We start from the raw sequence: 26,926 nt of genomic DNA, 5'->3' as shown, positions 1-26,926 counted from the left end.
GGATTTTAACATGGGGCATCATCATCATTCCCATTCACATGATCATGGCCATGGCCACCATCACCATACAGGAAACAAACAGGCGTTGCTTTGGGCATTTGTGCTAATCGCCTCGTTTATGTTTGTGGAAGTGGCGGGGGGGCTGATCACGAATAGCCTGGCGTTGCTGTCGGATGCCGGCCACATGCTTAGCGACGCTGCCGCCTTGGGGCTAAGCTATTTCGCGATTAAGCTGGGGGAACGGAAATCCACGCCAGGGAAAACATTTGGCTACAAGCGTTTTGAAATTATCGCGGCCGCCTTGAATGGCCTTACACTAATTGCAATATCAATCTATATTTTTATTGAGGCTTTTGAGCGGTTCAGGAATCCTCCGGAGGTACAGAGCCTTGGGATGCTCACAATTTCGGTCATCGGTCTCCTTGTGAATATCGCGGCCGCCTCTATCCTTATGAGGGGAGATAAGGATGAGAACCTAAATGTAAGGAGCGCGTTCCTGCATGTCCTCGGCGACATGCTTGGCTCGGCTGGGGCCATCGTTGCCGCTCTATTGATCTACTTCTTCGATTGGGGCGTGGCGGACCCGATTGCGAGTGTGGCCGTCGCAATATTGATTATCATATCCGGCTGGAGGGTGACGAAGGATTCCTTCCATATCCTGATGGAGGGAGCACCCGTCCATATTGATACGGGTAAGCTGCGCGCTACTTTATCGAATATTCCATGTGTAAAAGATGTCCATGACCTCCATATTTGGTCAGTGACGAGCGGGATGCCGATGCTGAGCTGCCATATCTCGATCTCCAGCGAGGGGGTTCATGATACTGTGCTTCACGAAGCCCAAACCCTTCTTCATGACAAGTTTGGCATCGACCACAGTACCATTCAGGTGGAAAGGGAAGCCGAGGGTTGTCCGAGCAGCCACGGGGTCTGCAATTAATTTCAGTTCGAAAACGCTGTGTTTTTTAAAACACGGCGTTTTTTTATGAAGGACATTTTTTTGTTCCTTCAAGGTAAATGTATTGGGGAAAAGTGTGGTCATCTCCTTTTATGGTGTGTCCGTACGTTGGAATGGTTATTATATAGAAGGGATATCGGCAATTTTTTATTTTTTTCGAAAAATTTTACCAGGATATCGAAAAAATAAGTGATATATCGAAAATTTCAACCCACTTATCGAAAACTGTCAAATTTCGGACATAATTACAGAGGGTAACTACCTGCGATTTCACCTCATTGACATCCAGACGGCTGGGGACTACCATTGCCTTAAGTGAAAAGAGTGAACTTGTAAAGTGGAGGGAAAACAATGAGACATATATTTAAGCCAGGGAAGGATGAATCGAAGCCCGTATTGCTTTTGCTTCACGGGACTGGCGGGAATGAACAGGACCTTATCCCGCTGGCAGACATAATCGACCCGGAAGCTCCGGTCTTAAGTGTTCGCGGCAATGTCCTGGAGCATGGGATGCCGCGTTTTTTCAGGAGGCTGGCGGAAGGGGTTTTTGACGAAGAGGATCTTGTTTTCCGGACGAGGGAGCTTGATGATTTTCTTGATGAGGCTGCGGAAAAGTACGGCTTCCAGAGGGGGAATATTGTAGCGGTCGGCTACTCTAACGGTGCCAATATTGCCGGCAGCCTGTTGTTTCATTTCGGCAAAGCATTAAAAGGTGCGATTCTCCATCATCCAATGGTCCCGAGGAGGGGGATTGACCTGGCTGACCTTCATGGCTTAAATATCTTCATAGGGGCCGGTACGAATGATCCAATCTGCCCGCCAATGGAATCGGAGGATCTGAAAGCACTTTTGGAGGGAGTAGGGGCTGAAGTCCATCTTCATTGGGAAGAAAACGGCCACCAGTTGACCTACAGTGAGGTGGAACGGGCAGCCGAATGGTACAAAGCGACATTCCGTAATTAAATTCCTAAACTGTGAATAAAAAAGACAGCCGCGCGGACTTTCGGCGCGCAGCTTTCACTAATTTTAGCAGCGGGAACAATAAGCGTTTAGTTAGACAAGGGATAAAGAAAGAGGTACAGTATTTACAGATTATAAGGAAAGAACAAGGATAAACACTTAATCATGAGACCTTCCAACAGTAGGGGCTGTACATCCCTACTTATGTTTGTTTGGTCAACCAATCGAACCATTACGGACAGTGTTGATTCCCTACCTAATTTCTATGATGCAGCTGAATCCCGGGGTGGGGGGCTTAATGCCTGTTAAAAGTGGATAAAGAGGGGAGCAATCTAAAGTTATGGAAAAGCTTACTGCCAAACAGGAAATTAATGTTGGCGGCCTTGACTTCGAATGGAATCTTGGGAATGGCCGATTTTTATTTGAAGGAGAAGATGCTGTCCTTTTTTGGATTACTTCTGCGATGAGAACATTTTTTGATACGATTGAAGAAGTTTCCGGTGAAGAAGCTGGTGCTCTTGTGCTTGAGACAACCGGATATCGGCAGGGACTTATTGTTAGTGAGTATTTTGTGAAAAATGGGGTTTCTCCTGAGGAAGCTTCGAAAAGAATTCCCTATACATATGCTTCCGCTGGCTGGGGGAAGGCTGAAATTAAGCATCTTAATCTGGATGAAAAAACACTTTCAATTGAAATTAAGGATAGCTGGGAATATAAAGTCAACAAGGAACAAGGGAAAAACGCTAGTGGAAAATATTTGCCAGCGCATTATGCGGGGATTTTTACAGGGTTATTGGGGACGAATATTTGGTACAGGGTCGTCAAGGACCAATTGACTGGCGACGACTGTACAGTTGTCGAGTATTTTCCGTCAGAAATCACGGTCTCAAGCAATATCCATCAGCTTGCTAGGAAAAAGGAGTCCGAAAAAATCCGGGAGCTTGAACTGCTCGTGGAGGAGAAAACGAAGGACCTTCAGGAACTGGTGAAGCAAATTTCGTCCCCGATCATTCCTGTCCTCGAAGACATCGTTGTCGTTCCGCTTATTGGTAAATACGATGAAAGCCGCTCCGAAGACCTTCTTGTGAAAACTTTATTCAACCTGCCAAAATACAATGCGTCTTATCTGATTCTCGATTTGACGGGGCTTGATCATGACAAGGATATGGGGCAATACGGTTTCGAGTTTATCCAGAAGCTTGGTTTCGCCGCCTCTTTGATTGGAATTGAAACAATCCTCGTGGGCATTTCTGCGGAACTTGGGGCATCGGTTACCCAGTCGCAAATAAACCTGTCCAAATTCCAGTGCTATCAAACATTGCAACACGGCATTTATTATGCCCTGTCGCAGAGCGGCAAAAAAATCATATAGGCGCACTGAAAGCAATGCCATTTTGAATGGTGTTGCTTTTTCTTTTGATAAACAAAAAAGGCCGTTTCCGGCCCTTAATTGCGGTATGAAATATCTACGTTTTATTTCAACCTCAAAGTCGAGGTGTCTGTTAAGTTTAGCCGATATACTAATTCACTTAATGCGATGGTAACCAGGTCACGCTCTGTATAGTCAAATGTATCCAGAGGAGAGATATGGTTTCGTTCAGCCAGCTTCTCTTTAATCTGCTGGCACATCCAAAGATGATAATCTGAAAGTTCTACCTGCTTAAACAATAATCAATCCCTCCTTTTCTGATACTTCCAGGGCAAATACCAGATTGGACTCCCAGGTTTCTGTTTCTGCGACTAATTAAAATCCCCTATGGATTAACCTATTTTCCAGCAAAGGAAAATGGTTCAATTTCTCCCACCCTCATGGAAGTTTTTATTTTATTTATCCCCGTTATAAAAGTCCAACAAACATCACGGAGCCATATACAACGTATTTTTTACCAGGAAATAAAAGGGAATCTCTTTCCTTTATGTCGATATCCCTGATAAGAAAGAGGCAAACTGCTTCGCTCATCAGCAAACTTTAACCTTGGACTTTGGCAGGTTTCTTATGCGTGACCAGCCCATCGCAATCGGTTATATAAAACTCGATTTTGGGAGGTTCCTTTAAATAATGGTCCTTAAGTAGCTGATAATAATTGACACGCCTGCTTGGGTCGAAAGGAAGCATTGGGTACTCACGCTTTTCCTTTACATAAAGATCGACCGCTCTTTGAACTTTATCCATTTCGGCGGGAATGTCCTTTTCCGCTTCTTCAAATAAGTCGTATGTTTCCCTTGACATGTAATACTTTTTTGAAGGTATTCCTCCAAGGATGTGTACAAGCTGGCTAAAATCAATGCTGTTGTCTTCGTTTACGAGGATGGTCCTGTAAACACCTTTCGGAAGCTCATCTGAAAATTTCCTGACAGCCTTCCTTACCTCCACCATATCCACGTCGATAGCAGGCCATTCCTTAGCGGCCTCGGCTCCGTTTACCCGTGGTTTCTCGCGCTTTCCGCTGTACGGCCTGAAATGCTTCAATGCCATTGTATAGGCTGAAAACCCTCCAAGCGCAAGGCCAGCTCCCAATCCGAGCAGGGTGAAGACTGGATAAAGGCCAAAATAGCTGTCTAAAAAACCCCCTGTTTTATAGCCAATGAATACGGAAATAGCGATTACCAGTGCAAGAACAACATGGAGAGATAGCGCTTTCAAAAGAAAGCTTGTGGAATCGGCCCATTCCTTTCCTTTTTGGCCGCCGGCTTCGTCAAGATAAACGGCAACTTCCGCCTTCAACTCGTCCGACACATTGTTTTCGGCAAGGAACGATGCCAGGCTATTCTTCAGCGGTTTTGTTTCGGTTTTTAAAAGGCGCGCGGATTTCTCATATTCCCCTTTTTTATAGTGGACAATTATCATGTTTTCTTCCAGGCCCAGCTCAAGGTCTTCCGCCACTCTTCCAACATTTTTTGAGAAGGTCCTTTTCATGAAATCATGCCCCCTTGTTATGGTTTTGGCCGATACGGGTTCTATTAGCCTTGTCCTTTGCTGCTAGCATGTATCATTTTTTGCTAAAATATGTATTATTCGATTTAATTATAACACTATTCAAAAAATTAAAACATCCGTTCCACAACATTAAGCTTTCTTGAAAATGCAAGTTGGCCGAACCTTTTTCCAAAAATAAAAACCCGAATGGCATCTTTTGCCTTCCGGGTGCTTTTAATATTGGGTTAATTTCTTAATTTGGTTTCCTCTTCATATCTTACAGCGAGTTCCTTAAGTGCCTCATCGTAGAAAAGGAATGTCTTTGTATCCTCGAAAAACCATTGGTCGCTTGCTTCAATGTAAAAGGTCAAACCGTTCAATTTTGCTGCGTAACTTGGATGGGATGCTGGTTCGGCAGAGAACGCCAGGCTGTACCCTTTGTGTTGAATGCCAAATCCATTATATTGCGGGAAAAGCCTGATGCTGATTGGTGATGTGAGTTCAAATTCATCGGTAAACCAGGAGAGTGCCTTATCGTCGATAGATAGATGCATGATAACCACCAGCCTTTACAGGAGTATTTTTAATAGAATCATTGTCTTTCTTATTAAATCTTACTCCGGATATGGCTTTTGCAACTATGATATAGTTCACACCGCCTTGGCCAAAACACCACAGTTCAAGAATCGTTCATGATTTTCTCCTTTTTGTAACATCCTTATAGTGGATATGATGATAAAATAGAAAAAAAGCAAAAGGAGCTTACAAAATATGGACGAAAACACCAACCAGTTAAATGAAATAAAAAAGATGATTGATTCATTCGGCACCACGTTGGCAAATATCGAAAAACGCCTTGCAAGGCTTGAAAAAATGGACAGCATTGAACACCGTGTGGCCGTCAACCAAATTGACCTGTCGGATATTAAGGAATCGCTGCAGCGGATCGAGGAAAGGCAGACGGATGAAATCCTTAAGGCGGTAAAGGAAATCAAGGAAACGGCGGGGGTCCAAGCCCGTGACGAAATCAGGCATATAAACCGGAGGCTTGATTCGCATTTAGTCAAGCTTGCCAGAGCAGAAGAAGAACTCATCATTTTAAAAAATAACAGGTAGTACAGCCTTTCCCATGGAAAGGGGTCCGTTTCCGTCCCTATCTTCAACGCCACGGCTTCTTTAACATAGCGAAATAAAATTAAAGGCACTTCCCTTATATTGGGAGGTGCCTTTGTTCATTAGTTTGGAAAGGATGCCTGAATTTGCGAGTCGATTGGTACCTGCGTTACGGCAGGTTCAGCTTCTTCGGCCAGCTTTGTTACTTCGATATAACGGATGTGGTGCTCTTCCATTTCAATGATTTTAAATGCATAGGAATCGCGGGTAATAATGTCACCCTCGCGCGCTTCGAAGTTTTCTGTCAGAATCCAGCCGCCAATCGTATCAACGTCCTCTTCCTGGATTTCCAAGCCAAGCAGGTCGTTGACTTCGCTGACGAGTACCTTGGAATCGAAAATGTATTGCCTGTCATTCACTTTCCTGATCATTGGGACTTCATCCATGTCAAATTCATCACGAATATCACCGACAATTTCCTCGAGTATGTCTTCAGCCGTCACAAGCCCGGAAGTACCCCCATATTCATCCATCAGGATGGCCAAGTGAATCCGGTCCTTCTGCATTTTGACAAGCAGGTCATGGATGGGAATCGTATCAATGACACGAATGATCGGCCTTGTGTAGCTTTCGATTGTCCGATTCGGTATGTTTCCCTTGCCAATCAGGTCTGTCAAAATTTCCTTAATATTGATTTGGCCAATAATATGGTCCTTATCCCCATCAATTACTGGGTAGCGTGTGAATTTCTCCTCCTTTATTACAGCAAGGATGCTTTCTAGCGTGTCATCCTTGGAAAGGGAAACAATTTCTGTCCTAGGAACCATGATCTCTTTCGCGATCCGGTTGTCGAATTCAAAAATCTTATTCACATACTTAAACTCTGATTGGTTAATTTCACCACTTTTATAGCTCTCGGATAGGATAATCCGAAGTTCCTCTTCCGTATGGGCTAGTTCGTTATCCGCAGCGGGTTTTAAGCCGAAAAACCTAACAATCACCTGTGCGGACCCATTTAAAGCCCAAATGAATGGATACATCAGCTTGTAAAAGAAGATAAGCGGCCTTGCTGTAAAAAGTGCGATTGTCTCCGCCTTTTGGATGGCTAATGTTTTGGGGGCAAGTTCACCAACTACCACGTGCAGGAAGGTAATTACCGCAAAGGCAATCGTGAACGTAAGAATACTTGAAACACCTGTCGAAACATTCATTCCATGCAAAATTGGTTCGAGAATCCTTTCCATTGTCGGCTCGGCAATCCATCCAAGTGCTAGCGCCGTTATCGTTATGCCAAGCTGGCATGCAGAAAGATATTCATCAAGATTATTAATCACTTTTTTAGCTGCGGCTGCGCTGGAACTTCCTTCTTCAATTAACTGGTCAATCCTTGAACTCCTAACCCTGATGATCGCAAATTCTGATGCGACAAAAAAGGCTGTCAAAGCAATAAAAATGGCTATTAAAACCAAGTTTAATATGTCCAATAAATTTCCTTATCCCGCATTTGCGGTTAAAGGAGTCACCTCCTGGTAATGTAGAAACTCAACTTGTCAATTCCTTAAGGGACTGAAGCAGGGCAATACCCTCATCGTTCAGGTTCTTTGAAACCACATCCCTCTTGTGGTTATCCAGTTTTTGAATAAGCGGCAGCAGGGCAGTTAAATCATCCTGAAGCTGCTTCATTTGCTGGGCAACTGAATAAGCCTGATCCTCAACTTCCGATTCACAAATCTTTCCGGCTTTCCTGATTTCCAGCTTTCTCTTAATCTCTTCAAGCGGGAAATGCATATTTTTGCATTCTTCGATATATTTAAGGTCTCCGAGTGCTTCCTCGTCATAAAGCCGGTAGTTGGATCGGGTCCGGTCTGCGTTCAGGAGTCCGATGGAAGTATAGTAATCAATCGTTCTCTTGGAAACGCCGGCCCGGTTTGCTAGTTCGCCAATACGATAGATAACCCCATCATACCACCTCGACATTTAAAATTAAGAATAATTATAAATGAAAACAAACTGTACAGTCAAACGTTCCAGTTGGACTGTACTCCGGGCAATGAAGCCGGGGTAGTGTGAATCCCAATTCCCTAACAGTTTATTGCTTGGAAGCGGCCAGTATGAGCGAAAGCATTTACAATCTCTTAAAAAGGTGAATGGCCGCGGCTTTTCCAGTCTCTGGCCAGCATGCCATAGATGATTAAGTCATGGAATTCATTATACAGCATTTCTCCGTCCCTGACTTTTCCTTCGATTGTAAATCCAAGGCGTTCTGGAATCGCCCTGCTTTTTAAATTGTATTCGCCGCACCGGATTTCAACACGGTTCAAACCTAAATCATAGAAGGCATGATTCAGAAGAGCCTGTACGGAACGGGTCATAATGCCTCTTCCTTCTGCATTATGTGCAAGGTAATAGCCGATAGTCGTATGGCTGTTCCTCCAGTCAATATAATGGAAACCGATGGAGCCGACCAGTTCGCCCTTGTAGCGTATGCCAGCATTGAAACCATTATTATCAGCGAATTGCTTAAGCCACATCGGTATAATTGTTTCATACTGATAAGGGCTCGTCATATCGTCCACCCATCCAAGCCATCTTCTTAAATGGCTGCGGTTCCGATCGATCATTCTGTATAATTCCTTGCAATCCTTTAATTGGAATAGCTGTAATTCTATTTCTTCATCCACCTTAAGTGTAAACATTTACATTCCCCCTAGTTTTATTTTTGTGGTATTATTTCTTTTGTGTTTTAATGCACCTAGAGGACACCCTTTTCCAGGATGTCTGTATGGCTTGCCATGCCACCTTATCCAGCTCTCCTAGCGCCCTTTCCCCCTTTCTAATCAACTTTTTAAACCAATTCGCTCACAATCAAACAGGAGTATACATTAAACGGAAGAATCCTAAAATATACCTGTTTATTCCCCTTCAGGGACGGGTATTAATCCTTAAATTATTTTTGTGAAAAAACAAGATGCTATAAACCCTTGTACAAAACTGCAAGATATAGAGACAAAGCAGTAGGCATCTGTTGCTCACAAACCGTAATTGCAATTATATTCATTGGAGGTTTAGGTATGAAGCTGACAACGAAAATTATTATCGGCCTTCTTGCAGGGGCGATAACAGGACTTTTATTAAACCTATTCGCACCGGATGCTTTTGGCATCCTCAACAAGTACGTGTTTACCCCCGCAGGAAGGATTTTTATTAGTTTAATTACAATGCTTGTCGTCCCAATCGTCCTGTTTTCCATCATTCTTGGTGTTGCGGGATTGGGAGACCCTAAAAAGCTTGGCAGGATGGGAGTCAAGACCATTGTTTATTTCCTGGTGACAACTGCAATTGCAATTGTAATTGGCCTTATTCTGGCCCTGACCATACAACCGGGCAAGATGGGTAAATTTGATACTACATCCGCTGAATTCAGTGCCGAAAAGGCGCCGCCAATCAGTGATACGCTGCTGAATATCATTCCGACGAATCCAATCGATGCGCTTGCAAGCGGGAATATGCTTCAGGTTATCGTATTTGCGATTTTTATCGGACTTGCGCTAACAGCACTGGGGGAGAAGACAAAAGTATTTTATCGGTTTGTTGAGCAGGGCAATGATATAATGATGTACCTTGTTAATATTGTAATGAAATTTGCCCCATATGGCACGTTTGGCTTGATTGCTTCTGCGATTGGAAGCCAAGGATTAAGCGCGATCAAGTCGATGGGCGTCTACATGATTGTCGTTCTGCTTGGCTTGGTCATTCATGCTCTTGTTACCTATGGAAGTTCGGTATATTTCTTGGGAAACATGAGTCCAATTACATTTTTCAAAGGTTTCGCGCCGGCGATGGGCGTTGCTTTCAGTACATCAAGCAGTAATGCAACTTTGCCGATTTCCATGGAAACAGCACGAAAAAACCTAAAAGTTCCTGAAAACATCTCCAGTTTTGTCCAGCCGCTTGGAGCTACGATCAATATGGACGGAACTGCGATCATGCAGGGCGTTGCGACAATCTTCATTGCACAGGTATATAATGTCGATTTAAGTATGACCCAGCTACTGACCGTCATTTTAACCGCAGTTTTGGCCAGCATTGGGACAGCGGGAGTACCGGGAGTGGGCCTGATCATGCTGGCGATGGTCCTTCAATCGGTCAATCTCCCTGTTGAAGGAATCGGCCTAATCCTTGGGATAGACAGGCTCCTTGATATGGTTAGGACGGCTGTGAACATTACAGGTGATGCTTCGTGCGCGGTTGTTGTCGCGGAGGGGGAACGCCGCCGCCAGGAAAAGGAAGAACGTGATGGACTCGCAAAACAAAGGCCTTCCTTCATACAGGACAAGTAAATGAGGGCTTTCCAAATCAAAAACCCGTACTTCACAAAGAAGTGCGGGTTTGGCTTTGTTTAGAGCCGGCCGTATGTCACTCTTTCTTTTCAAATGCAAAATATGGTTCCACATGTATAATCGCATAGCCGACTCCATGTTTGGTTTTCAGCCCTTTTTCTATTTCTTCGGTTATGGCATGTCCCTCAATGATTGTAAGGCTTGGGTCAACAAGGATTGTTGACTCTATCAATGTCTGGTTTCCATGGGTGCGCGCCTTGATTTCCGTTACCCCTTTTACACCAGGCGTCCCGTTAATCGTTTGTCTCAGTCCGGGGACCTTGCTTACATCGAAACCGTCTGTAAGCGCGTGGGATGCTTCCCTGAAAATTTCCCAGGCGGTTTTGCAAATGATTAGCCCGACAATAACCGCTGCCAGCATATCAAGCCATACAATGCCGATTCTTGAACCGATGATTCCAGCGAGTGCTCCAATGCTGACGAAGGCATCCGAACGGTTGTCCTGGGCGACTGCACGGATTGCAGCGCTATTGATTTTTTTTGCCAGGCGTTTATTGTATGAGTAAACCCCAAGCATGACGGCCGCCGACCCGAGTGCCGTCCAAGCTGCAAGCCAATCCGGTACCGCCTTATTATCCTCAAAGAACGACTGGATTCCATTTACCAAAACCTCTATGCCTACTCCAAGCATGATAAATGCCGCCACAAGCGAAGCAATCGTTTCCGCGCGGTAGTGGCCATAATGATGGTCCTTGTCAGGCGGTTTTCTTGATATTTTTAAGCCAATCAATACTGCGATGGAGGCAACCACATCAGTCATATTATTCAGGCCGTCCGCCATTAACCCTTCCGAATTTCCGAATTTCCCTGCCGCGAGTTTGCAGGATGAAAGCAATATATAGGCGAAGATGCTAACCCAGGCGCCTGTTTCTCCTGCCTTTAATCGGCTGTTTCTTTCCATTGGCTGTCCTCCCGTAAAATGATACGCGTTTCCATTAGCAAAAAAGAATTACCGTTCAACTATGTACCCATTAAAAAGCGTTTTTTGATTTTAAGAGCCTTTTTATAATCCCCATACCCCATACCATAGCTATTAACCTTATACCGACAGTGATTAGTGTTGTCAAAACTGGCCCGGAATAGTATAGTAAAGATGGATATCAATTGAATACTTCCACAAGGGGAGCTGCCCGGGCGGCTGAGAGTGAACAGTTTGAGTTCTGACCCTTTGAACCTGTTAGTTAACGCTAGCGTAGGGATGTGGCATGCCAATAAACAGGCAATACAAAACCCTTTTAAAGCGTCTTTGTATTGCTTTTTTATTTGTGCAAAAAGCCTCCAAGGCACACCCATATCGAAAAGGAAGGTTTCAAACGGATACCCGGAAAATAAGGATGAAACATGGTTTTCATCCTGAAAAACGAGGGGGAAACGTTAATGGAACAAAAGAGGAAAACATTATTTTTGGTAGAGGTGGCAGTATTTACTGCACTCGCATTTTTGCTGGACATGGCGGCGAATTTTATATCGCTGAAAATTTGGCCGCAGGGAGGATCGCTGTCGATTGCCATGGTCCCAATCTTTTTAATGGCATACCGCTGGGGACTGAAAGGCGGATTGCTTAGCGGCTTTTTGCTTGGCCTACTGCAAATTGTCCTTGGCCAGGCGTATATTATCCATCCGGTACAGGGGGCGCTTGATTATTTGGTAGCCTTTACAGTTGTGGGAACGGCGGGTATTTTTGCAGCTTCTGTAAGAAAAGCGAAAGCCGAGAACAAAAATACAAAATGGCTCACATACATGAGCATGGGCGTCCTTCTTGGCAGTATGTTAAGATTCATGGCGCATTTCATTGGCGGCATTGTCTTTTTTGCCGATTCCGCTCCAGCGGGGACTCCGGCGGCATTGTTCTCGTTTTTATATAACGGCTCATATATGCTTCCGAACGCAATTTTCTGCGCAATTATCGTTGGCCTTGTGTTTGGGGCCTCACCGCGGCTCATTGCGGGACCAGGAAAATCAATTAATACTATGCAATAGAAGAAGGAAGGGGAGCCCCTTCCTTCTTAACGTTTTATATGCTTAATAACTGCGGGCGCATTTAAATCAAAGAGAATTCTTTTTCAAGAGCTGTTTCCACTGGAACGTATACGTATCCAAGGTCTTTGGCGACCGCTTCATACGTAACCTCTCCATTGGCAGTGTTGACGCCAAGTTTCAAATGCGGGTTTTCAGTAATGGCTTTTATTAACCCTTTATTTGCAATTTGAAGCGCGTAGGGGACCGTTACGTTTGTCAGCGCGATGGTTGAAGTCCTCGGCACCGCGCCAGGCATATTGGCTACCGAATAATGGACAACTCCGTGTTTTTCATAGACAGGGTTGTCATGGGTTGTGACATGGTCGATCGTTTCGACGATACCCCCCTGGTCAATGGCGACATCGACTATGACCGAACCAGGTTTCATCCTCTTTACCATTTCCTCTGTTACAAGTTTTGGCGCCTTTGCCCCCGGAATAAGAACGGCACCAATCAAAAGGTCTGCTTCAGCGACCGCTTCGGCGATATTGAATGGATTGGACATAAGTGTTTTAATCTGTGGACCGAAGATATCATCAAGCTGGCGCAAACGGTCGGCGTTCAAGTCAATGATTGTCACATCGGCGCCAAGGCCGATCGCCATTTTTGCCGCGTTCGTACCGACAATGCCGCCGCCGATAATTGTTACCTTTCCGCGGTTTACCCCTGGAACTCCGGATAACAGTATCCCCATCCCGCCATTCGTTTTTTGTAAAAATTGGGCGCCAATTTGCGCGGCCATCCTGCCTGCAACTTCACTCATTGGAGTAAGAAGAGGGAGTGTCCGATTTACCTCTACTGTTTCATAGGCAATGGAGATGACCTTTTTTTCAGTCAGCGCTTTTGCAAGCGATGGCTCTGCTGCAAGATGGAGATAGGTAAACAGGATAAGCCCTGGCCTGAAAAAGCGATATTCGCTTTCAAGCGGCTCTTTTACTTTCATAATCATTTCGGCATCGGCCCAAACGGAGGAAGCGCTTTCAATTATTTCTGCGCCAGCTTCCACGTAAGCTTCATCCGTAAATCCACTTCCAAGCCCGGCACCTTTTTCGATAAGCACCTTATGGCCTGCAACAACAAATGAAACAACACCCGCCGGAGTTAGCGCTACCCGGTTTTCATTGTTTTTAATTTCCTTTGGAACTCCAATAATCATTGTTGTTACCTCCCCTTCGTTAACCATGCAATATGGTCTTGAATCAGTATACAATGTTTCAACTATAATTTTATGGTACAAGACAGAAAAAGAAAAGACTGCCTTTTGTAGAATTTCACAAAAGAGCATAAATAGAATAAAACCCTCGAAAATAAAGTGTGTTTTTTGCTTCCCCAAAACGTTTCGCACAACCTTTACTTTTAACACAATATTCACAAACGGTATGCCAATTACTGCCATAGAGGATGATAAAATAAAAATATAAGAAAGAGAATCATTCTCATTTAAAATTGTTAGGGTGATACTGCATGCTTGCACAATTGAAAGCAGGAGAAAAGGCGACAATAAAGGATATTTCCACAGTCGACAAGCTTGTCCGGAGAAGGCTGCTAGACCTTGGTATAACAGAAGGAAGCGAAGTGTGCATAAAGTGTGTGCTGCCTTTTGGCGGGCCGATAATGATTGAATCATGCGGCCAATGTATTGGAATAAGGCGCAGGGAAGCGAAACGTATCGAATTGGAGAGGGTTTAAATGGAAATCGCGTTGATTGGCAATCCCAATACCGGTAAAACTTCATTATTTAATAATCTCACCGGTTCTTACGAATACGTAGGAAACTGGAGCGGTGTTACGGTTGAGAAGAAGGTCGGAGTTTTCCGGAACAAAAGGGACCGCCTGATCGATTTGCCTGGAATATATACGCTGAATCCCTTATCCAGGGATGAAGGGGTTGTCACTAATTTTTTCCTCGACGGGCCTGTGGATCGCCTCCTGAACATTCTGGATGCCTCGCAAATTGAACGAAATCTGCATTTAACCCTCCAGTTGATTGAATTCGGGAAGCCGATTGTCATTGGACTTAATATGATAGATGTTGCCACTAATAGGGGAATCCACGTTGATGCCGACAAGCTTTCCTCACTTCTTGGAATACCGGCAGTTCCTGTGGTAGCCCGAAACGGAAAAGGGTGTGACAGGCTTCAGGCAGTAGCGGCAGGAGGGAATGCACTCCCTCCAACAAAGAACCTTGTCTATTATGGCCAGGAAATAGAGGAAGCGATAGTGGAAGTCACGTCAGAGGTCCTCGGAAAAACGGAGCATTCTCCGCGGTGGCTTGCCCTCCAGCTTTTTGAAGGAAACAGGTATGTTGCCGAGTATTTATCAGATATTGCGGATCGAAACCGTATTTATGCCATTATGGAAAGGCTTCAGGAAAAAATGGTCCAAAATCGCGGAAAGGATTCGATTGCCCAAACTATCTATGAAAAACGGAAACTGGTGATCTCAAAAATCGCCGGGGAGGCAGTCAGGAGAAAGGGCGCGGCAGTTCCACTGACAGAACGGATTGACGCCATCGTTACAAATAAGTTCCTTGGCATGCCGATGTTTCTGTTACTAATGTACCTGATGTTCATGCTGACGTTTGATTGGCTCGGATTGCCCCTTTCTGATTTGCTTGATGGCTTTATTACCGGGCCGCTTGCATCCTGGGCTGACCAGGCGTTGACAGCTGCGGGAGCATCCGCGTTCCTCCATGCGCTTGTCAGTCAGGGGTTAATTGCCGGTGTTGGCGGTGTGCTCGTTTTTGTCCCACAGATTTTCATTTTGTTTTTCTTTATATCGCTCCTTGAGGATTCTGGATACATGGCCCGGGTGGCACTTGTCATGGACAGGATTATGGAATCCGTCGGCCTGAATGGAAAAGCGTTCATCCCGATGATGATCGGCTTTGGGTGCAATGTTCCGGGCATTATGGCTGCGAGGACGATTGAAACACCGAGGGAACGGCTTTTGACCATCCTGCTGACACCATTAATGTCCTGCTCGGCACGGCTGCCTGTGTACGCATTGTTTGTGGGAGCTTTTTTTGCGAAGAATGGGGCAGCGGTCGTGCTAAGCCTTTATATTATTGGCATATTAATTACCCTCATATTGGCAAAATTGTTTTCTCGTACGGTACTAAAATCAGAAGCTTCGCTGTTTGTCATTGAACTCCCCCCATATCGGCTGCCGCAATTCATGGCCCTGTGGAGAAGTACTTGGGACAAGGGAAAAGGATTTGTCCGTAAAGCGGGAACATTCATTTTTGCAGGCTCGGTGTTTGTCTGGCTTTTATCATATGCAGGGCCTGGCGGACTCAATGTCGAAATGGATCACAGCTTCCTAGCTTCGATTGGCGGGCTTCTCGCTCCGCTTTTAGAGCCGATCGGCTTTGGAACTTGGCAGGCTGGAGCATCCCTTTTAACCGGCTTCTTGGCAAAAGAAGCCATCGTTTCAACAATGAACATTATTTATTTCGCGCCGACCGAAGCAAAGCTACAGGGGTTGATGGCAGGCTATTTTACACCGCTTTCAGCATATAGTTTCATGGCCTTTATTTTGCTTTATATACCATGCCTGGCGACTACCGCCACAATCTATAAAGAAACCGGCTCTAGGAAATGGACAGCTTTTTCCATCGGTTACGCATTGGCAATTGCCTATATTCTATGCCTGGTCATTTACCAAGGCGGAAAATTAATTGGCCTGGCTTAAATACCAGGAAGGAGATGAGCATAGATGGTCATAAACTTTGTCATCGGAGGAGCTATTTTTGGCTATGCGGGCTGGGCGCTTGTCCGGTTCATTAACCGTTCAAAAAAAGGGAAATGCGCGGCCTGTTCAATCCAGGACTCTTGTGCAAGCGGTTGCGAGCCTTCACAAAAATAAGTTTTCTTACGTCTGTTTGGAGCGTTTATATTTGTGTGTAAAAAAACTGCTGTTTTCCGACAGCAGTTTTTAAATTGGATATACTAAGGGGAACGTCTGCCATGGCTGAAATTAACGGCTAAATGGTACCAAAGGTTAAATTTAAGAACTGTAGCTTTTAATTTGCTGTTTTGTTGTGTAAAATTACACTTAAGAATGATGAAGGAAGGTTTTTTTGTGACAAGGGATGACATTATCGAAATGGTTTCCGAAAAGCTTCGCCTTATTCGGACTGAAGCGGGATATACCCAGGACAAAATGGCTGATATCATCGGAGTTTCCAAAAAGACACTTGTCCAAATCGAAAAAGGGAGAGTTCTTGCAGGCTGGTCAACAGTTGTGGCGGTTTGCGCATTGTTCCGCGAAACAGAAACCGTCCAATTCCTGTTTGGAAACGAACCCCTTGAAGTGCTTGAAACTGTCGCCAGAGAAGGGGTTGACTACCGCCGCGGGAAAACATTCGGCGGAAAAATCTGGTGGCGGGAAATAGTCAGGAAAAATGGATTCATCTTGCAGCAGAATATTTTAAGCAAGCATTTCCGTATTCTAGATGAGCAACATTACCGGATTTACAGTTCATTTGACGAAGAAAACGCCAAGCACCGCTTCAGGGAGCTTGCTGAAGGGAAATAAGCCGGGAGGCCCGGCTTATTTATTTTGCGATTAGCACATTGCACGGGGCGAGCCTGGAAACCTTTTCGGTTATATTCCCGATCAGCAGCCCGGTAATGCCACCCTTACACGAGCTTCCGACAATGAGTATATCCGCTCCTATTTCCTCGGCAAACGCGCAGATGCTTTCGGCAGGGTTACCTTCTAGGACTTGAAACTTCGCGTTTACATGGCCGAGCCTCCTTTTTGCTTCAAAAATAATCTGGTCGACACTGTTGCTGATGATTGTCTGGGTAGAAGCTTGCGATTGGCTGTACCCGAGGGAAGAAGGTGGAGCCGGGATTCCTTCGAGCAGATAGCCATGGAGTGCGAGGCGTGATTCCCCCGCTCTATCAACTCTCCTCGTTTCAATTTTTTCATCATAGACAGTTACAACCGATAATTCGATATCCGTATCGCCTTTAGCCAAAGCTGAGGCGAGGTCCAAAGCTTTATCACTGCCATCGCTGCCATCGTACGCCAACATTATTTTTCGAAACTGAGCTGGCATGGGAATCCTCCTTTTAAGATGGTGCTTATTTTCAGAAGCTTCTGTCTATTTTTGTTTACCCTTTTGGAGTCCAACTTATGCCAATTCGAAAATTTTCGTCAAACACTATCGATTCCCATTTTTTACCCCCACAAAACACTCAAACCCATCGAACCTTCTGGCAAAAGGGGAATGAGGTGATTTGCAATGGGAACACAGGTCCATCCAACCATTAGGAAATGCCTACAGCATTTAGATATAATCGAAGCAGATGATAAAGTAAAACAAATTGTGTATATGTATATGCAATCCCTTTATAAAGAGTTGAACACCCAAAATCAGGAGAACGTACCGAAAACAGGGCTTTTCGGGTAAAAAGCAGACGAGAAATCGGATGCTTTATTTTTTTGCCTTTCACTTAAGAAGTATGATAGGTTAATTGAAGCGAAAGGCACCGACGCCAACAGAATGGAGCAAAGGATGAAGTACCACACAGTCGGTTTTTTCGCCGAGAAGGTTCACTTACGTCCAGAGGAAAGCGTGTGCCTGTAGTGAAACCAAGAATGTTGATAAGTGTAGAGTACTCGCGGCATGGGTAAAAGATACTAAGAAAGATCTTGCTAGCTGCCTAAGTACAACACTATGATTCTTGGATAAACAACCAGAAGGTTTTCATACAGGAGGACATTTATGAGAAGGCTTTTGTTCAGCGGACTATATGAAAATTGGAAAAAGTGGCACATGAACCAAATTATCGCCCTATCATTTTTAACGATAGTGCTTGGATTATTGGGTTCTTTTCTCTTTTTCTCAAAAAATGCCGATATATCCGGATTGAAAAATGAATTAAACCAGGCGACCGTCATATATGATGTACATGAAAAGGTAGCCAGCAAGGTGACCGCTAATAAAAGTGAAGGGATTCCGATTAAGGATGTTCCGGAGCATATGAAAAACGCGGTTATCGCAATCGAAGACCACCGTTTTTACAAGCATAATGGGGTTGACCTGATTGGAATAACAAGGGCATTTTTCAAAAACTTGATGGCTGGAAGCGTCGTTGAAGGCGGAAGTACCATCACCCAGCAACTGACCAAAAACGCAATCCTCGATTCTGAGAAGACATATAGCCGGAAACTAAAGGAAGCGTTTCTTGCCAGGGAAATCGAAAACGAGTATACAAAAGATGAAATACTCCAAATGTATCTGAATACAATTTATTTTGGCGACGGTGCATGGGGCATTAACCGCGCGGCCAAGAAATATTTTGGAAAAGAAGCAAAGGATCTGACACTTGGGGAATCGGCTATGCTTGCCGGGCTTATAAAGGCTCCATCGGCGCTCAATCCTTACAAGCATTTGGAAAAAGCGATTGACCGCCGCAACGTTGTCCTTGGAATGATGGCAAAGCACGGATATATAACGAATGAAGAGGCAGAAAAGGCAAAACAGGAAAAGGTAACGCTCGAAGATAAGAGTGTCGATCCTTTTAACGGAAAGTACCCATATTATGTAGATGCCGTTTTTGAAGAAGCGATCAATACGTATGGTTTTACACAGGATGACCTCCTGACAGGCGGCTACAAAATTTACACGGAAATGGATCCGAAAATGCAAAGTGCGGTAGAAAATACCTATAACGATGATTCCCTGTTTCCAGGCGGAAAGGAACAGCTTGTCCAAAGTGGAGCCGTGCTCGTCGACGCGAAAACCGGAGGTATCAGGGCACTCGTTGGCGGTCGCGGCAAGCACGTATTCAGGGGTTACAACCGCGCAACCCAGCTAAAAAGGCAGCCAGGATCCACAATCAAGCCGATTGTTCCGTATACCACGGCTCTTGAGGAAGGCTGGAAAATAACCGATCTCGTCAAAGATGAAAAGATGAAGTTTGGCGATTATGAACCGAACAATTACAACGGTAGGTTTGACGGTGATATCCCGATGTATGAGGCGGTAAAGGATTCAAAAAATGTCCCAACGGTTTGGCTTCTGAACGAGGTGGGCATCGAGAAAGGGTTGGAGACTGTTAAAAAATTTGGCCTCCCGCTTGAAAAGGAGGACCGTAACCTTGCCATCGCGCTAGGCGGGCTTCATACCGGGGTATCGCCGAAAAATATGGCAGAGGCGTTTTCAGTTTTTGCCAATCGGGGAGAAAAGGCCGAGGCTCATACCATTCTCAGGATTGTTGATGCAACCGGGAAAGTTGTGGCGGAACGAAAGGAAAAGAAAACAAAGGTTACGACCCCAAAAGTGGCTGACCAAATAAATACGATGCTTCTTGGAGTTGTGGATCGCGGAACCGGAAAAGCCGCGCAAATTGAAGGCCGGGAAATTGCCGGCAAAACAGGCTCGACCCAGGTCGACATTCCTGGAATTAAAGGCGTAAAGGATCAATGGTTTGTCGGATATACCCCAGATTTGGTCGGGGCTGTATGGGTCGGCTATGACAAGACTGATAAGGACCATTATTTGACTACAACAAGCAGTGAAGGCGCGGCAGTTATATTCAGAAAGTTTATGTCCATCGCGCTTGAAGGAACAGAGCCTTCCAGCTTCAACGTTCCGCATATCGATGAATTGATTGCCCAAAGAAAACGTGCCGAAGAGGAGAAAAAACGGAATGATTTCTGGAACGAAATCAACAGCGGCGCGAAAAAGTGGGAAGAACGAGTAAAGAAAGAACGAGAAAAATGGGAAAAGAAAATGAAGAACAATGGAAAAGGCAAGGGCAAAGACAAGGATAAAGAAAAGGATAAAGGGAAGGACAAAGGGAAAAAAGATGACGATTGACATAAGGCGGGGGGAACCCCGTCTTTCTTTTATTTGGTCATGGTAGGAGGTCCGTGTGGAATTAATGTGGATTGGAGGATGGTTTAAGGGCTTGAGAATCTCGAGAGGTGGTGAATCGGGACACAGAATTCATTTGGACACAGAATTGAATTTTTGGAGGTTGTGAGTCCAGAGGTGCCTTATGTTTGGACACAGAACTGAAATTTCAAAGGTTACATGTCCAAAGATGGCGTATGTTTGGACATACAACAGCATTTTCGCAGCATTTGTGTCCGAATGAGGCGTGGATTCGGACAGCATCCGCAGCATTCGCAGCATCTTTGTCCGAATGTGGAGTGGATTCGGACAGCATCCGCAGCATTCGCAGCTTCTGTGTCCGAATAAGGGGTTGATTCGGACAGCATCCGCAGCATTCGCAGCATCTGTGTCCGAATGAGGAATGGATTCGGACAGCTTTTCTGTAAAATGTTTCGTAGTGTTGTAAAGAGAGGAACACCCCAAATTAAAAAACAGGGCCCACGCCCTGTTTTAAAACATCGGTAGTATATAGTTAATCAAAAACCAGAGGACCCCGAAAAAGATGATTAGGTATGCCGCATACTTGATGAAGGTGCTTCCCACGCGGGATCTATCGGAATGTTCCTCTTTCCTTACTTCAACGTTGCGCCGTTCTTCCACCTCGAACACCTCTTTCCGCTGGTCAGCCCAGCCAGTTTATTAGTAGGTAAATTACAACAATTGCGCCAATCAGTGTAAGGATAGTCCTAATCATATATCCACCGGCCTAAATTTGGAACGTTTCGCTTGAATTTAGGAAACGTTTCTCGCTTTTTTGTAAAATTGAAATCTCGGACGTGCAGATTTTCTGGATGCCGTCCAGATGCTCCTGAACGTTTTCACCTTCCGCAATAATCTTCACCGCAGTACCCGGTTCAATCGTTAATAGGAAAGAAACGAGTTTTGGAAGATTCGCCGCATCGACGGTACGGTTCCTGCTATACAAGTAAGTGGACCCGTTGAATTGCTTCGCAGCCTGGAAAATATCCAGCATCTTCTTCATCATGAATCTATTGAGGATAATAACATTCGCTGACATGATTTCTTTCATCGTTCTTTTCTCCTTTGTCTTTTGTCCTATAAGTACGTTGTGGTATTTATTTACCCACCCCCGTGTTAACTAAAACCTTTCTCCGTTCCAAAGCAGAGCCCATCTTTTAAAGACCGTTTTACCCGATTGCGTGGCCGGGTATCTTTTAGGTATAGTAAGGAAAGCGGAGCCACCTCTTCTGCATAGGCGGGAGAGCTATGGCGATCACGTTCTCGAGAGGAGAGATACAAAGTGTTAACCCTCATTAAAAACGGGGAAATTTATGCCCCCCATTATCTTGGCAAAAAAGACCTCCTAATCATTGACAGGAGGATTGGCTGCATTGCTGACCACATCGATGTTCCTGAAAACTTCGCGCATGTTAAGGTTGTTGATGCTGAAGGAAAATACATTGTACCCGGGTTTATTGACGCGCATGTACATATTACCGGCGGCGGCGGTGAGGGAAGCTATCGTACCCGCACCCCCGAATTGCAGCTGACCGATGCGACCCTTGCCGGGGTAACGACAATCGTCGGGGTCCTCGGAACCGATGGGACAACGCGGACGATGACAAATTTGATCGCCAAGGCGAGGGCCCTTGAGGAAGAAGGCATTACCTGTTATGTCCATACAGGCTCCTATCAGGTTCCATTAAAGACCCTTACTGGTAAAATCGAAGACGACATCATCTTGATTGACAAGGTAATTGGCGCAGGGGAAGTGGCAATTGCCGATCACCGTTCCTCACAGCCAACAGCAGAGGAAATAGCAAAAATTGCTTCCGCGGCAAGGATTGGCGGATTATTATCGGGAAAATGTGGAATCGTGAATGTTCATGTCGGCGACAGCTATAACCACCTTAAGGTAATAGAAGAAGTAGTCGAGAAAACCGATATTCCAATCAGGCAGTTCTATCCCACCCATATTAACCGGAACCACCACTTGTTCGAAGAGGGCATCCGCTTTGCGAAAAAGGGCGGGTATGTAGACTTCACGACCAGCTCGATTCCAAAGTTTTTCGAAGAGGGAGAAGTAAAGCCTTCCATCGGCTTGAGAAGGATGCTTGACCAGCACATCGATATTTCCCAGATTACGTTCACGTCCGACGCCCAGGGCAGCCTTCCGGATTTCGATGAATTCGGCGAATTGCTCGGCTTGAAAATCGGCAAGGTTTCAACTCTGTATGATGAAGTCAGGGATGCCATTGTCCAGGAGGGAATTCCTATGGAAATTGCGCTCAGGGTCATCACGCAGAACCCTGCTGCAATACTGAAACTTTCCTGCAAAGGCATGGTCGCGGAAGGAAAAGATGCCGACCTTGTTATGCTTGATAAAGAAACGCTCGCTGTTAAAGATGTCTTTGCGATGGGGAGAATGATGGTCCAGGATGGGACTGCGATTGTTAAAGGAACGTTTTCTTAACAAGTAATTTTCTTCGCGGAAAATAAACCCTTTTTTGGGAATTTTGTTTGACAAACAGCAAGTCCCAGTGTTAACCTAACAAGTATTAAAAAGGAAAAGGAGGGGCGCGACATGCTCAGAATTGTTGATAACCGTTACACAGCTGAATATGGATGGAATTGCACCCTGCCCCTGTTTCCGCCCTTTGCCGCCATTTAATAGAAGGAGGCAAAGCTGTTCAGGCAGGCTTGGCTGCGTTCCGATAGAACGCAACATGGTTTGTCTCGCAAAGTATATGATTGTTCAGGGACATATCGCAGTGCTGCGGTATGTCCTTTTTGGTGTCTTCCGAATAAATCATTGAAATGGGTGGGGGACGGTTAACAAAGAGGAGTTGGTTTTACATGTTTTCTGTTTTGAAAAAATTGAGCTGGTTTTTTAAAGAAAACTGGAAAAGGTACGCGGTATCCATAATCCTGCTTGTCATTGCGGGGCTGATTGATATCTTGCCGCCAAAATTAATCGGGATGGCAATCGACGACATTCAAACTGGGGCGATGGCAAAGGAGGTTATCCTTCGCTACGTCGGGATTCTTTTGCTTGTTACAGTCCTTTCGTATTCAATCACGTATATTTGGCACTACAAGCTGTTTGGTGGCGCATTCCTTGTCGAGAGGAAGCTAAGGAGCAATTTTATGCGCCATCTTCTAAGGATGGCACCGCCATTTTACGAAAAAAACCGGACAGGTGATTTGATGGCAAGGGCGACGAATGACATTAAGGCGATTTCCACGACCGCCGGATTCGGAATCCTGACTCTAGTCGATTCTACTGTATGGATGCTGACAATCCTTTTAACAATGGGGTTTACAATCAGCTGGAAATTGACGCTTATGTCCATCATTCCGCTTCCAATCATGGCAATCCTGATGAATATGTACGGAAAGAAGATTCATGGAAGCTTTATGAAGGCGCAAAATGCGTTCGGAGAGCTGAATGACAGGGTGCTTGAGTCGATAGCCGGGATACGCGTTATCCGCGCATATGTCCAGGAAAAGGAAGAGCAAAAGACGTTCCACAGCCTGACAGAAAGCCTGTTTGAAAAAAACATCGCCGTCGCAAGAATCGACTCGCTCTTTAATCCCACGATTAAAATCCTAGTCGGTGTCAGCTATATGATTGGCCTTGGGTACGGCGCGAAGTTGGTTTTCAGCCAGCAAATTACCTTGGGTGACCTTGTTTCGTTCAATGTTTACCTCGGGATGCTGATTTGGCCGATGTTTGCTGTCGGCGAGCTGATAAACATTATGCAGCGTGGCAACGCTTCACTCGATCGCGTCCAAGAAGTCCTCGCCTACAAGGAGGATGTGAGAGACAAGGCTAACCCAGTACCTGTCGAATCGCCAGACAGTATCCATTATGATGAAGTCACATTCCGTTACCCAAGCTCAAGCCAAGACAATCTTGCCCAAATAAATGTCCGGCTGAACCGGGGTGAGACGCTCGGCATTGTCGGAAAAACGGGCAGCGGGAAAACAACGTTCATTAAGCAGCTTTTGCGAGAGTATCCTGCAGGAGAAGGAAGGCTTGCGATTTCGGATGTGCCAATAGAAGATCAGCCGCTTGAGGAAGTCCGCAGCTGGATTGGCTATGTTCCTCAGGACCATGTGCTTTTTTCAAGGTCAATCCGGGAAAACATATTGTTTGGGAACCGAGAAGCAAGCGAAAGTGAGCTTCAGCAGGCAATTGACTCAGCCGATTTCCGGAAGGACCTGGCCAATTTGCCGGAAGGGCTCGAAACGCTTGTCGGTGAAAAGGGCGTTTCCTTATCCGGCGGTCAAAAGCAACGGATTTCAATTGCCCGAGCGATGATTAAGAATCCGGAAATCCTGATCCTTGATGATTCGCTTTCAGCGGTCGACGCGAAAACGGAGCAGCAAATCATAGAAAATATCCGGAGGGACCGCGCAGGAAAAACAACTATCATTACGACTCATAGGATGTCCGCAGTCCAGCATGCCGACCGGATTGTCGTGCTTGATGACGGACAGATCATTGAAGAAGGCACACACAAAGAACTAATGGAAAACGGAGGCTGGTACAAGGAGCAGTACGAACGCCAGCTTGCTGAAACGGCAGCGGAGGAGGGAGTATCACTATGACCACGGGAAAAAGATTATACAAATACGCGCTTCAATTCAAAATGATCATTTTCGCGGCCCTGGCGATGCTCACCATATCCGCGGCTGCGGACCTTGCCGGGCCGTTCATCGCCAAGAGGGTCATCGATAACCATATTCTCGGTATTGAATCCACCTGGCACGAAACCTCGAAGGGAAACGGAGCGGTCGAGTTTGAAGGCCGCTTTTACAAAAGGGATGCTTATTTTAAAAGAGGCGAAGAAAAAGGGCGGCCCGCCCAAATTCTCCAGGCCGGCACCAAATTTGTCCTCGTTAACGAGGAGGTAAATGGGGATGGAAAACGGCGCTTTAAAGATGGCGTCCTTGAAATTGAAAAGGACGGCCGGACGGAAAGCTATCCGGCAAAGCAGCTTACAGCGAAGGACGTAATGAAATTTTCGGCGCCCGAATTGCCACATATCATCCGCCTGCTTGCAATCTATTTCGGCCTTCTGCTCGTATCGGCGTTCTTCCAATATTGGCAAAGGTACACACTGCAAAAATCGGCCAACCGGATCATCCAGAAAATGCGCGAGGACGTATTCGCGCATATCCAAAAGCTTCCTGTCCGCTTCTTCGATAATTTGCCGGCAGGAAAAGTTGTCGCGAGGATCACCAACGATACGGAGGCGGTACGAGAACTTTATGTGACCGTCCTGTCGACTTTCTTTACTAGCGCGATTTATATCGGGGGCATCTATATCGCCCTGTTCATCCTGAGCCCGAAGCTCGCGGCTGTCTGCCTATTACTTCTGCCAATCCTGTATGCGTGGATTCTTGTGTACCGGAAGTTCGCTTCGAAATACAACCATATCATCCGGTCGCGAAACAGTGAAATCAACGCGACGGTAAACGAATCCATTCAGGGTATGAACATTATCCAGGCGTTCGGCAGGGAAAAAGAAACCGAGGCCGATTTTGAAAAATTGAACAATGACCATTTCAGGAACCAGAATAAGCTGCTGAACCTGAATTCCCTAACTTCCCATAATCTTGTCAATGTGTTAAGGAACCTGGTTTTCGTCGTGTTCATCTGGTATTTTGGCGGGGAAGCGCTAAACGCGGAGGCGGCTATCTCGCTCGGTATGCTGTATGCGTTCGTTGATTACATCAACCGCCTGTTCGAGCCGATCGTCGGCGTCGTCAACCAGCTGGCGAACCTGGAACAAGCATTGGTCGCCGGTGAGAGGGTATTTACGCTGCTAGATGAATCCGAAGAGGAGGACAATGGAGCCGACCTTCCAAATTACAAAGGGAATGTCCGGTTTGACAATGTGTCTTTTGCCTACAAGGAAAACGAGTGGGTGCTGAAGAACATCGATTTCGAGGCGCGCCCTGGAGAAACGGTCGCGCTTGTCGGCCACACAGGCTCTGGAAAAAGCTCGATCATGAACCTGCTTTTCAGGTTTTATGACTGCCAAAAAGGCGCTATTACGATTGACGGCGTCGATGTTAAAACGGTAACCCGAAACGCGCTGCGCCGCCATATGGGCATTGTTCTGCAGGATCCGTACCTGTTCACTGGCACAATCGCTTCAAACGTCAGCCTGAGCGACCCTTCAATTTCAAGGGAGCGTGTTGAAAAAGCGCTTCGCGATGTCGGTGCCGAGGAAATCTTCAAGCACCTTGAAAAAGGCTATGACGAACCGGTCACCGAAAAAGGCGCTACTTTTTCAAGCGGCCAGCGCCAATTGATTTCTTTTGCAAGGGCGCTCGCGTTCGACCCGGCCATCCTGATTCTTGACGAAGCGACTTCCAGCATCGACAGCGAGACAGAAGCCGTCATCCAGGAAGCAATGGAGGTCCTGAAGAAAGGGCGGACCACGTTCATCATCGCCCACAGGCTCTCGACCATTCGCAATGCCGACCAGATACTCGTCCTCGATAAAGGCGAAATCGTCGAAAAAGGCAATCATGATGAATTGATGGAACAAAAAGGCCGATACTACCAGATGTACCAGCTCCAGTTTGGGAAAGGGAACCTGGCGGGATAAGTATTTAGGACAAAAAAAGGATTCACGGCGCGGAGGCGCTGTGAATCCTTTTTCAAT

General features: G+C 45.7%; 25 protein-coding genes and 1 riboswitch. Of the genes, 15 read left to right on the top strand and 10 right to left on the bottom strand.

Features of this window, described 5'->3' with window-relative positions; translation table 11 throughout:
- Positions 1 to 10 precede the first annotated feature (10 nt).
- From RB160_RS14970 to RB160_RS14960, 3 genes are all read left to right on the top strand, one after another.
- Positions 11 to 940 (top strand): cation diffusion facilitator family transporter, encoded by a 930-nt coding sequence (locus RB160_RS14970; RefSeq protein ID WP_316571228.1) that lies wholly within the window; start codon positions 11 to 13, stop codon positions 938 to 940.
- Positions 941 to 1,309: 369 nt separating this feature from the next.
- Positions 1,310 to 1,921, top strand: coding sequence for an alpha/beta hydrolase (locus RB160_RS14965; RefSeq protein ID WP_316571227.1), 612 nt, complete (start codon positions 1,310 to 1,312; stop codon positions 1,919 to 1,921).
- A 337-nt stretch (positions 1,922 to 2,258) separates the two neighbouring features.
- Entirely contained in the window at positions 2,259 to 3,290 is a 1,032-nt protein-coding gene (locus tag RB160_RS14960) for an STAS domain-containing protein (RefSeq protein ID WP_316571226.1), read from the top strand.
- A 101-nt stretch (positions 3,291 to 3,391) separates the two neighbouring features.
- Here the strand turns inward: RB160_RS14960 and RB160_RS14955 are convergent, their stop codons facing one another.
- From RB160_RS14955 to RB160_RS14945, 3 genes are all read right to left on the bottom strand, one after another.
- Positions 3,392 to 3,586 (bottom strand): hypothetical protein, encoded by a 195-nt coding sequence (locus RB160_RS14955; RefSeq protein WP_316571225.1) that lies wholly within the window; start codon positions 3,584 to 3,586, stop codon positions 3,392 to 3,394.
- 301 nt (positions 3,587 to 3,887) lie between these two features.
- Positions 3,888 to 4,835 carry an AtpZ/AtpI family protein gene (locus RB160_RS14950; RefSeq protein WP_316571224.1) on the bottom strand — a complete coding sequence of 316 codons (948 nt, stop codon included), beginning with the start codon at positions 4,833 to 4,835 and terminating at the stop codon, positions 3,888 to 3,890.
- Between the two features lie 245 nt (positions 4,836 to 5,080).
- A complete protein-coding gene (locus RB160_RS14945; protein ID WP_316571223.1) occupies positions 5,081 to 5,389 on the bottom strand; it encodes a HesB/YadR/YfhF family protein in 309 nt (102 codons plus the stop codon).
- Positions 5,390 to 5,606: 217 nt separating this feature from the next.
- On the opposite strand from RB160_RS14945, the gene RB160_RS14940 reads away from it, so the two are divergent.
- Positions 5,607 to 5,951, top strand: a complete 345-nt coding sequence (locus tag RB160_RS14940; protein WP_316571222.1) for a hypothetical protein — start codon at positions 5,607 to 5,609, stop codon at positions 5,949 to 5,951.
- Between the two features lie 119 nt (positions 5,952 to 6,070).
- On the opposite strand, the gene RB160_RS14935 is transcribed toward RB160_RS14940, so the two are convergent.
- The 3 genes from RB160_RS14935 to RB160_RS14925 form a co-directional block, all read right to left on the bottom strand.
- Positions 6,071 to 7,432: a hemolysin family protein gene (locus tag RB160_RS14935; RefSeq protein WP_316571221.1), complete on the bottom strand. Its 1,362-nt coding sequence runs from the start codon at positions 7,430 to 7,432 to the stop codon at positions 6,071 to 6,073.
- A gap of 58 nt (positions 7,433 to 7,490) precedes the next feature.
- Positions 7,491 to 7,925 (bottom strand): MerR family transcriptional regulator, encoded by a 435-nt coding sequence (locus tag RB160_RS14930; RefSeq protein ID WP_316571220.1) that lies wholly within the window; start codon positions 7,923 to 7,925, stop codon positions 7,491 to 7,493.
- Between the two features lie 158 nt (positions 7,926 to 8,083).
- Entirely contained in the window at positions 8,084 to 8,644 is a 561-nt protein-coding gene (locus RB160_RS14925) for a GNAT family N-acetyltransferase (protein WP_316571219.1), read from the bottom strand.
- Positions 8,645 to 9,019: 375 nt separating this feature from the next.
- Here RB160_RS14925 and RB160_RS14920 point away from each other — a divergent pair, with 375 nt between their 5' ends.
- Positions 9,020 to 10,288 carry a dicarboxylate/amino acid:cation symporter gene (locus RB160_RS14920; RefSeq protein WP_316571218.1) on the top strand — a complete coding sequence of 423 codons (1,269 nt, stop codon included), beginning with the start codon at positions 9,020 to 9,022 and terminating at the stop codon, positions 10,286 to 10,288.
- Between the two features lie 76 nt (positions 10,289 to 10,364).
- Here RB160_RS14920 and RB160_RS14915 read toward each other — a convergent pair whose 3' ends face one another.
- Positions 10,365 to 11,249: a cation diffusion facilitator family transporter gene (locus RB160_RS14915; RefSeq protein ID WP_316571217.1), complete on the bottom strand. Its 885-nt coding sequence runs from the start codon at positions 11,247 to 11,249 to the stop codon at positions 10,365 to 10,367.
- Positions 11,250 to 11,457: 208 nt separating this feature from the next.
- A riboswitch (TPP riboswitch) is annotated at positions 11,458 to 11,564 on the top strand.
- Positions 11,565 to 11,725: 161 nt separating this feature from the next.
- Here RB160_RS14915 and thiT point away from each other — a divergent pair.
- Positions 11,726 to 12,328, top strand: coding sequence for an energy-coupled thiamine transporter ThiT (gene thiT / locus RB160_RS14910; RefSeq protein ID WP_316571216.1), 603 nt, complete (start codon positions 11,726 to 11,728; stop codon positions 12,326 to 12,328).
- Between the two features lie 61 nt (positions 12,329 to 12,389).
- On the opposite strand, the gene ald is transcribed toward thiT, so the two are convergent.
- Positions 12,390 to 13,523 carry an alanine dehydrogenase gene (gene ald / locus RB160_RS14905; protein ID WP_316571215.1) on the bottom strand — a complete coding sequence of 378 codons (1,134 nt, stop codon included), beginning with the start codon at positions 13,521 to 13,523 and terminating at the stop codon, positions 12,390 to 12,392.
- 308 nt (positions 13,524 to 13,831) lie between these two features.
- On the opposite strand from ald, the gene RB160_RS14900 reads away from it, so the two are divergent.
- The 4 genes from RB160_RS14900 (at position 13,832) to RB160_RS14885 (ending at position 16,906) form a co-directional block, all read left to right on the top strand.
- On the top strand, positions 13,832 to 14,056 hold the full coding sequence (locus RB160_RS14900; protein ID WP_316571214.1) for a FeoA family protein: 225 nt from the start codon (positions 13,832 to 13,834) through the stop codon (positions 14,054 to 14,056).
- Positions 14,057 to 16,060 (top strand): ferrous iron transport protein B, encoded by a 2,004-nt coding sequence (gene feoB / locus RB160_RS14895; protein ID WP_316571213.1) that lies wholly within the window; start codon positions 14,057 to 14,059, stop codon positions 16,058 to 16,060.
- A gap of 24 nt (positions 16,061 to 16,084) precedes the next feature.
- Positions 16,085 to 16,234, top strand: coding sequence for a FeoB-associated Cys-rich membrane protein (locus RB160_RS14890; RefSeq protein ID WP_316571212.1), 150 nt, complete (start codon positions 16,085 to 16,087; stop codon positions 16,232 to 16,234).
- Positions 16,235 to 16,450: 216 nt separating this feature from the next.
- Positions 16,451 to 16,906 (top strand): helix-turn-helix transcriptional regulator, encoded by a 456-nt coding sequence (locus tag RB160_RS14885; protein ID WP_316571211.1) that lies wholly within the window; start codon positions 16,451 to 16,453, stop codon positions 16,904 to 16,906.
- Between the two features lie 19 nt (positions 16,907 to 16,925).
- On the opposite strand, the gene RB160_RS14880 is transcribed toward RB160_RS14885, so the two are convergent.
- Positions 16,926 to 17,435: a universal stress protein gene (locus RB160_RS14880; RefSeq protein WP_316571210.1), complete on the bottom strand. Its 510-nt coding sequence runs from the start codon at positions 17,433 to 17,435 to the stop codon at positions 16,926 to 16,928.
- A 186-nt stretch (positions 17,436 to 17,621) separates the two neighbouring features.
- Here RB160_RS14880 and RB160_RS14875 point away from each other — a divergent pair, with 186 nt between their 5' ends.
- Entirely contained in the window at positions 17,622 to 17,789 is a 168-nt protein-coding gene (locus RB160_RS14875) for a hypothetical protein (RefSeq protein WP_316571209.1), read from the top strand.
- Between the two features lie 315 nt (positions 17,790 to 18,104).
- A complete protein-coding gene (locus RB160_RS14870; RefSeq protein WP_316571208.1) occupies positions 18,105 to 20,204 on the top strand; it encodes a transglycosylase domain-containing protein in 2,100 nt (699 codons plus the stop codon).
- Positions 20,205 to 20,988: 784 nt separating this feature from the next.
- On the opposite strand, the gene RB160_RS14865 is transcribed toward RB160_RS14870, so the two are convergent.
- Complete coding sequence (locus tag RB160_RS14865) at positions 20,989 to 21,312, bottom strand: HPr family phosphocarrier protein (protein ID WP_316571207.1); 324 nt, start codon at positions 21,310 to 21,312, stop codon at positions 20,989 to 20,991.
- A gap of 231 nt (positions 21,313 to 21,543) precedes the next feature.
- Here RB160_RS14865 and iadA point away from each other — a divergent pair, with 231 nt between their 5' ends.
- The 3 genes from iadA (at position 21,544) to RB160_RS14850 (ending at position 26,869) form a co-directional block, all read left to right on the top strand.
- Positions 21,544 to 22,716 carry a beta-aspartyl-peptidase gene (iadA, locus tag RB160_RS14860; protein WP_316571206.1) on the top strand — a complete coding sequence of 391 codons (1,173 nt, stop codon included), beginning with the start codon at positions 21,544 to 21,546 and terminating at the stop codon, positions 22,714 to 22,716.
- Between the two features lie 383 nt (positions 22,717 to 23,099).
- Positions 23,100 to 24,857 carry an ABC transporter ATP-binding protein gene (locus RB160_RS14855; RefSeq protein WP_316571205.1) on the top strand — a complete coding sequence of 586 codons (1,758 nt, stop codon included), beginning with the start codon at positions 23,100 to 23,102 and terminating at the stop codon, positions 24,855 to 24,857.
- Positions 24,854 to 26,869: an ABC transporter ATP-binding protein gene (locus tag RB160_RS14850; protein ID WP_316571204.1), complete on the top strand. Its 2,016-nt coding sequence runs from the start codon at positions 24,854 to 24,856 to the stop codon at positions 26,867 to 26,869. The genes RB160_RS14855 and RB160_RS14850 overlap by 4 nt, the downstream gene beginning before the upstream one ends.
- Positions 26,870 to 26,926 lie beyond the last annotated feature (57 nt).

This window comes from Neobacillus sp. YIM B06451 (genome assembly GCF_032667185.1).
GTDB lineage: Bacteria > Bacillota > Bacilli > Bacillales > Cytobacillaceae > Bacillus_D.
The sequence above is the reverse complement of the archived record's forward strand: the minus strand, read 5'-3'. Positions and strand labels throughout refer to the sequence as shown.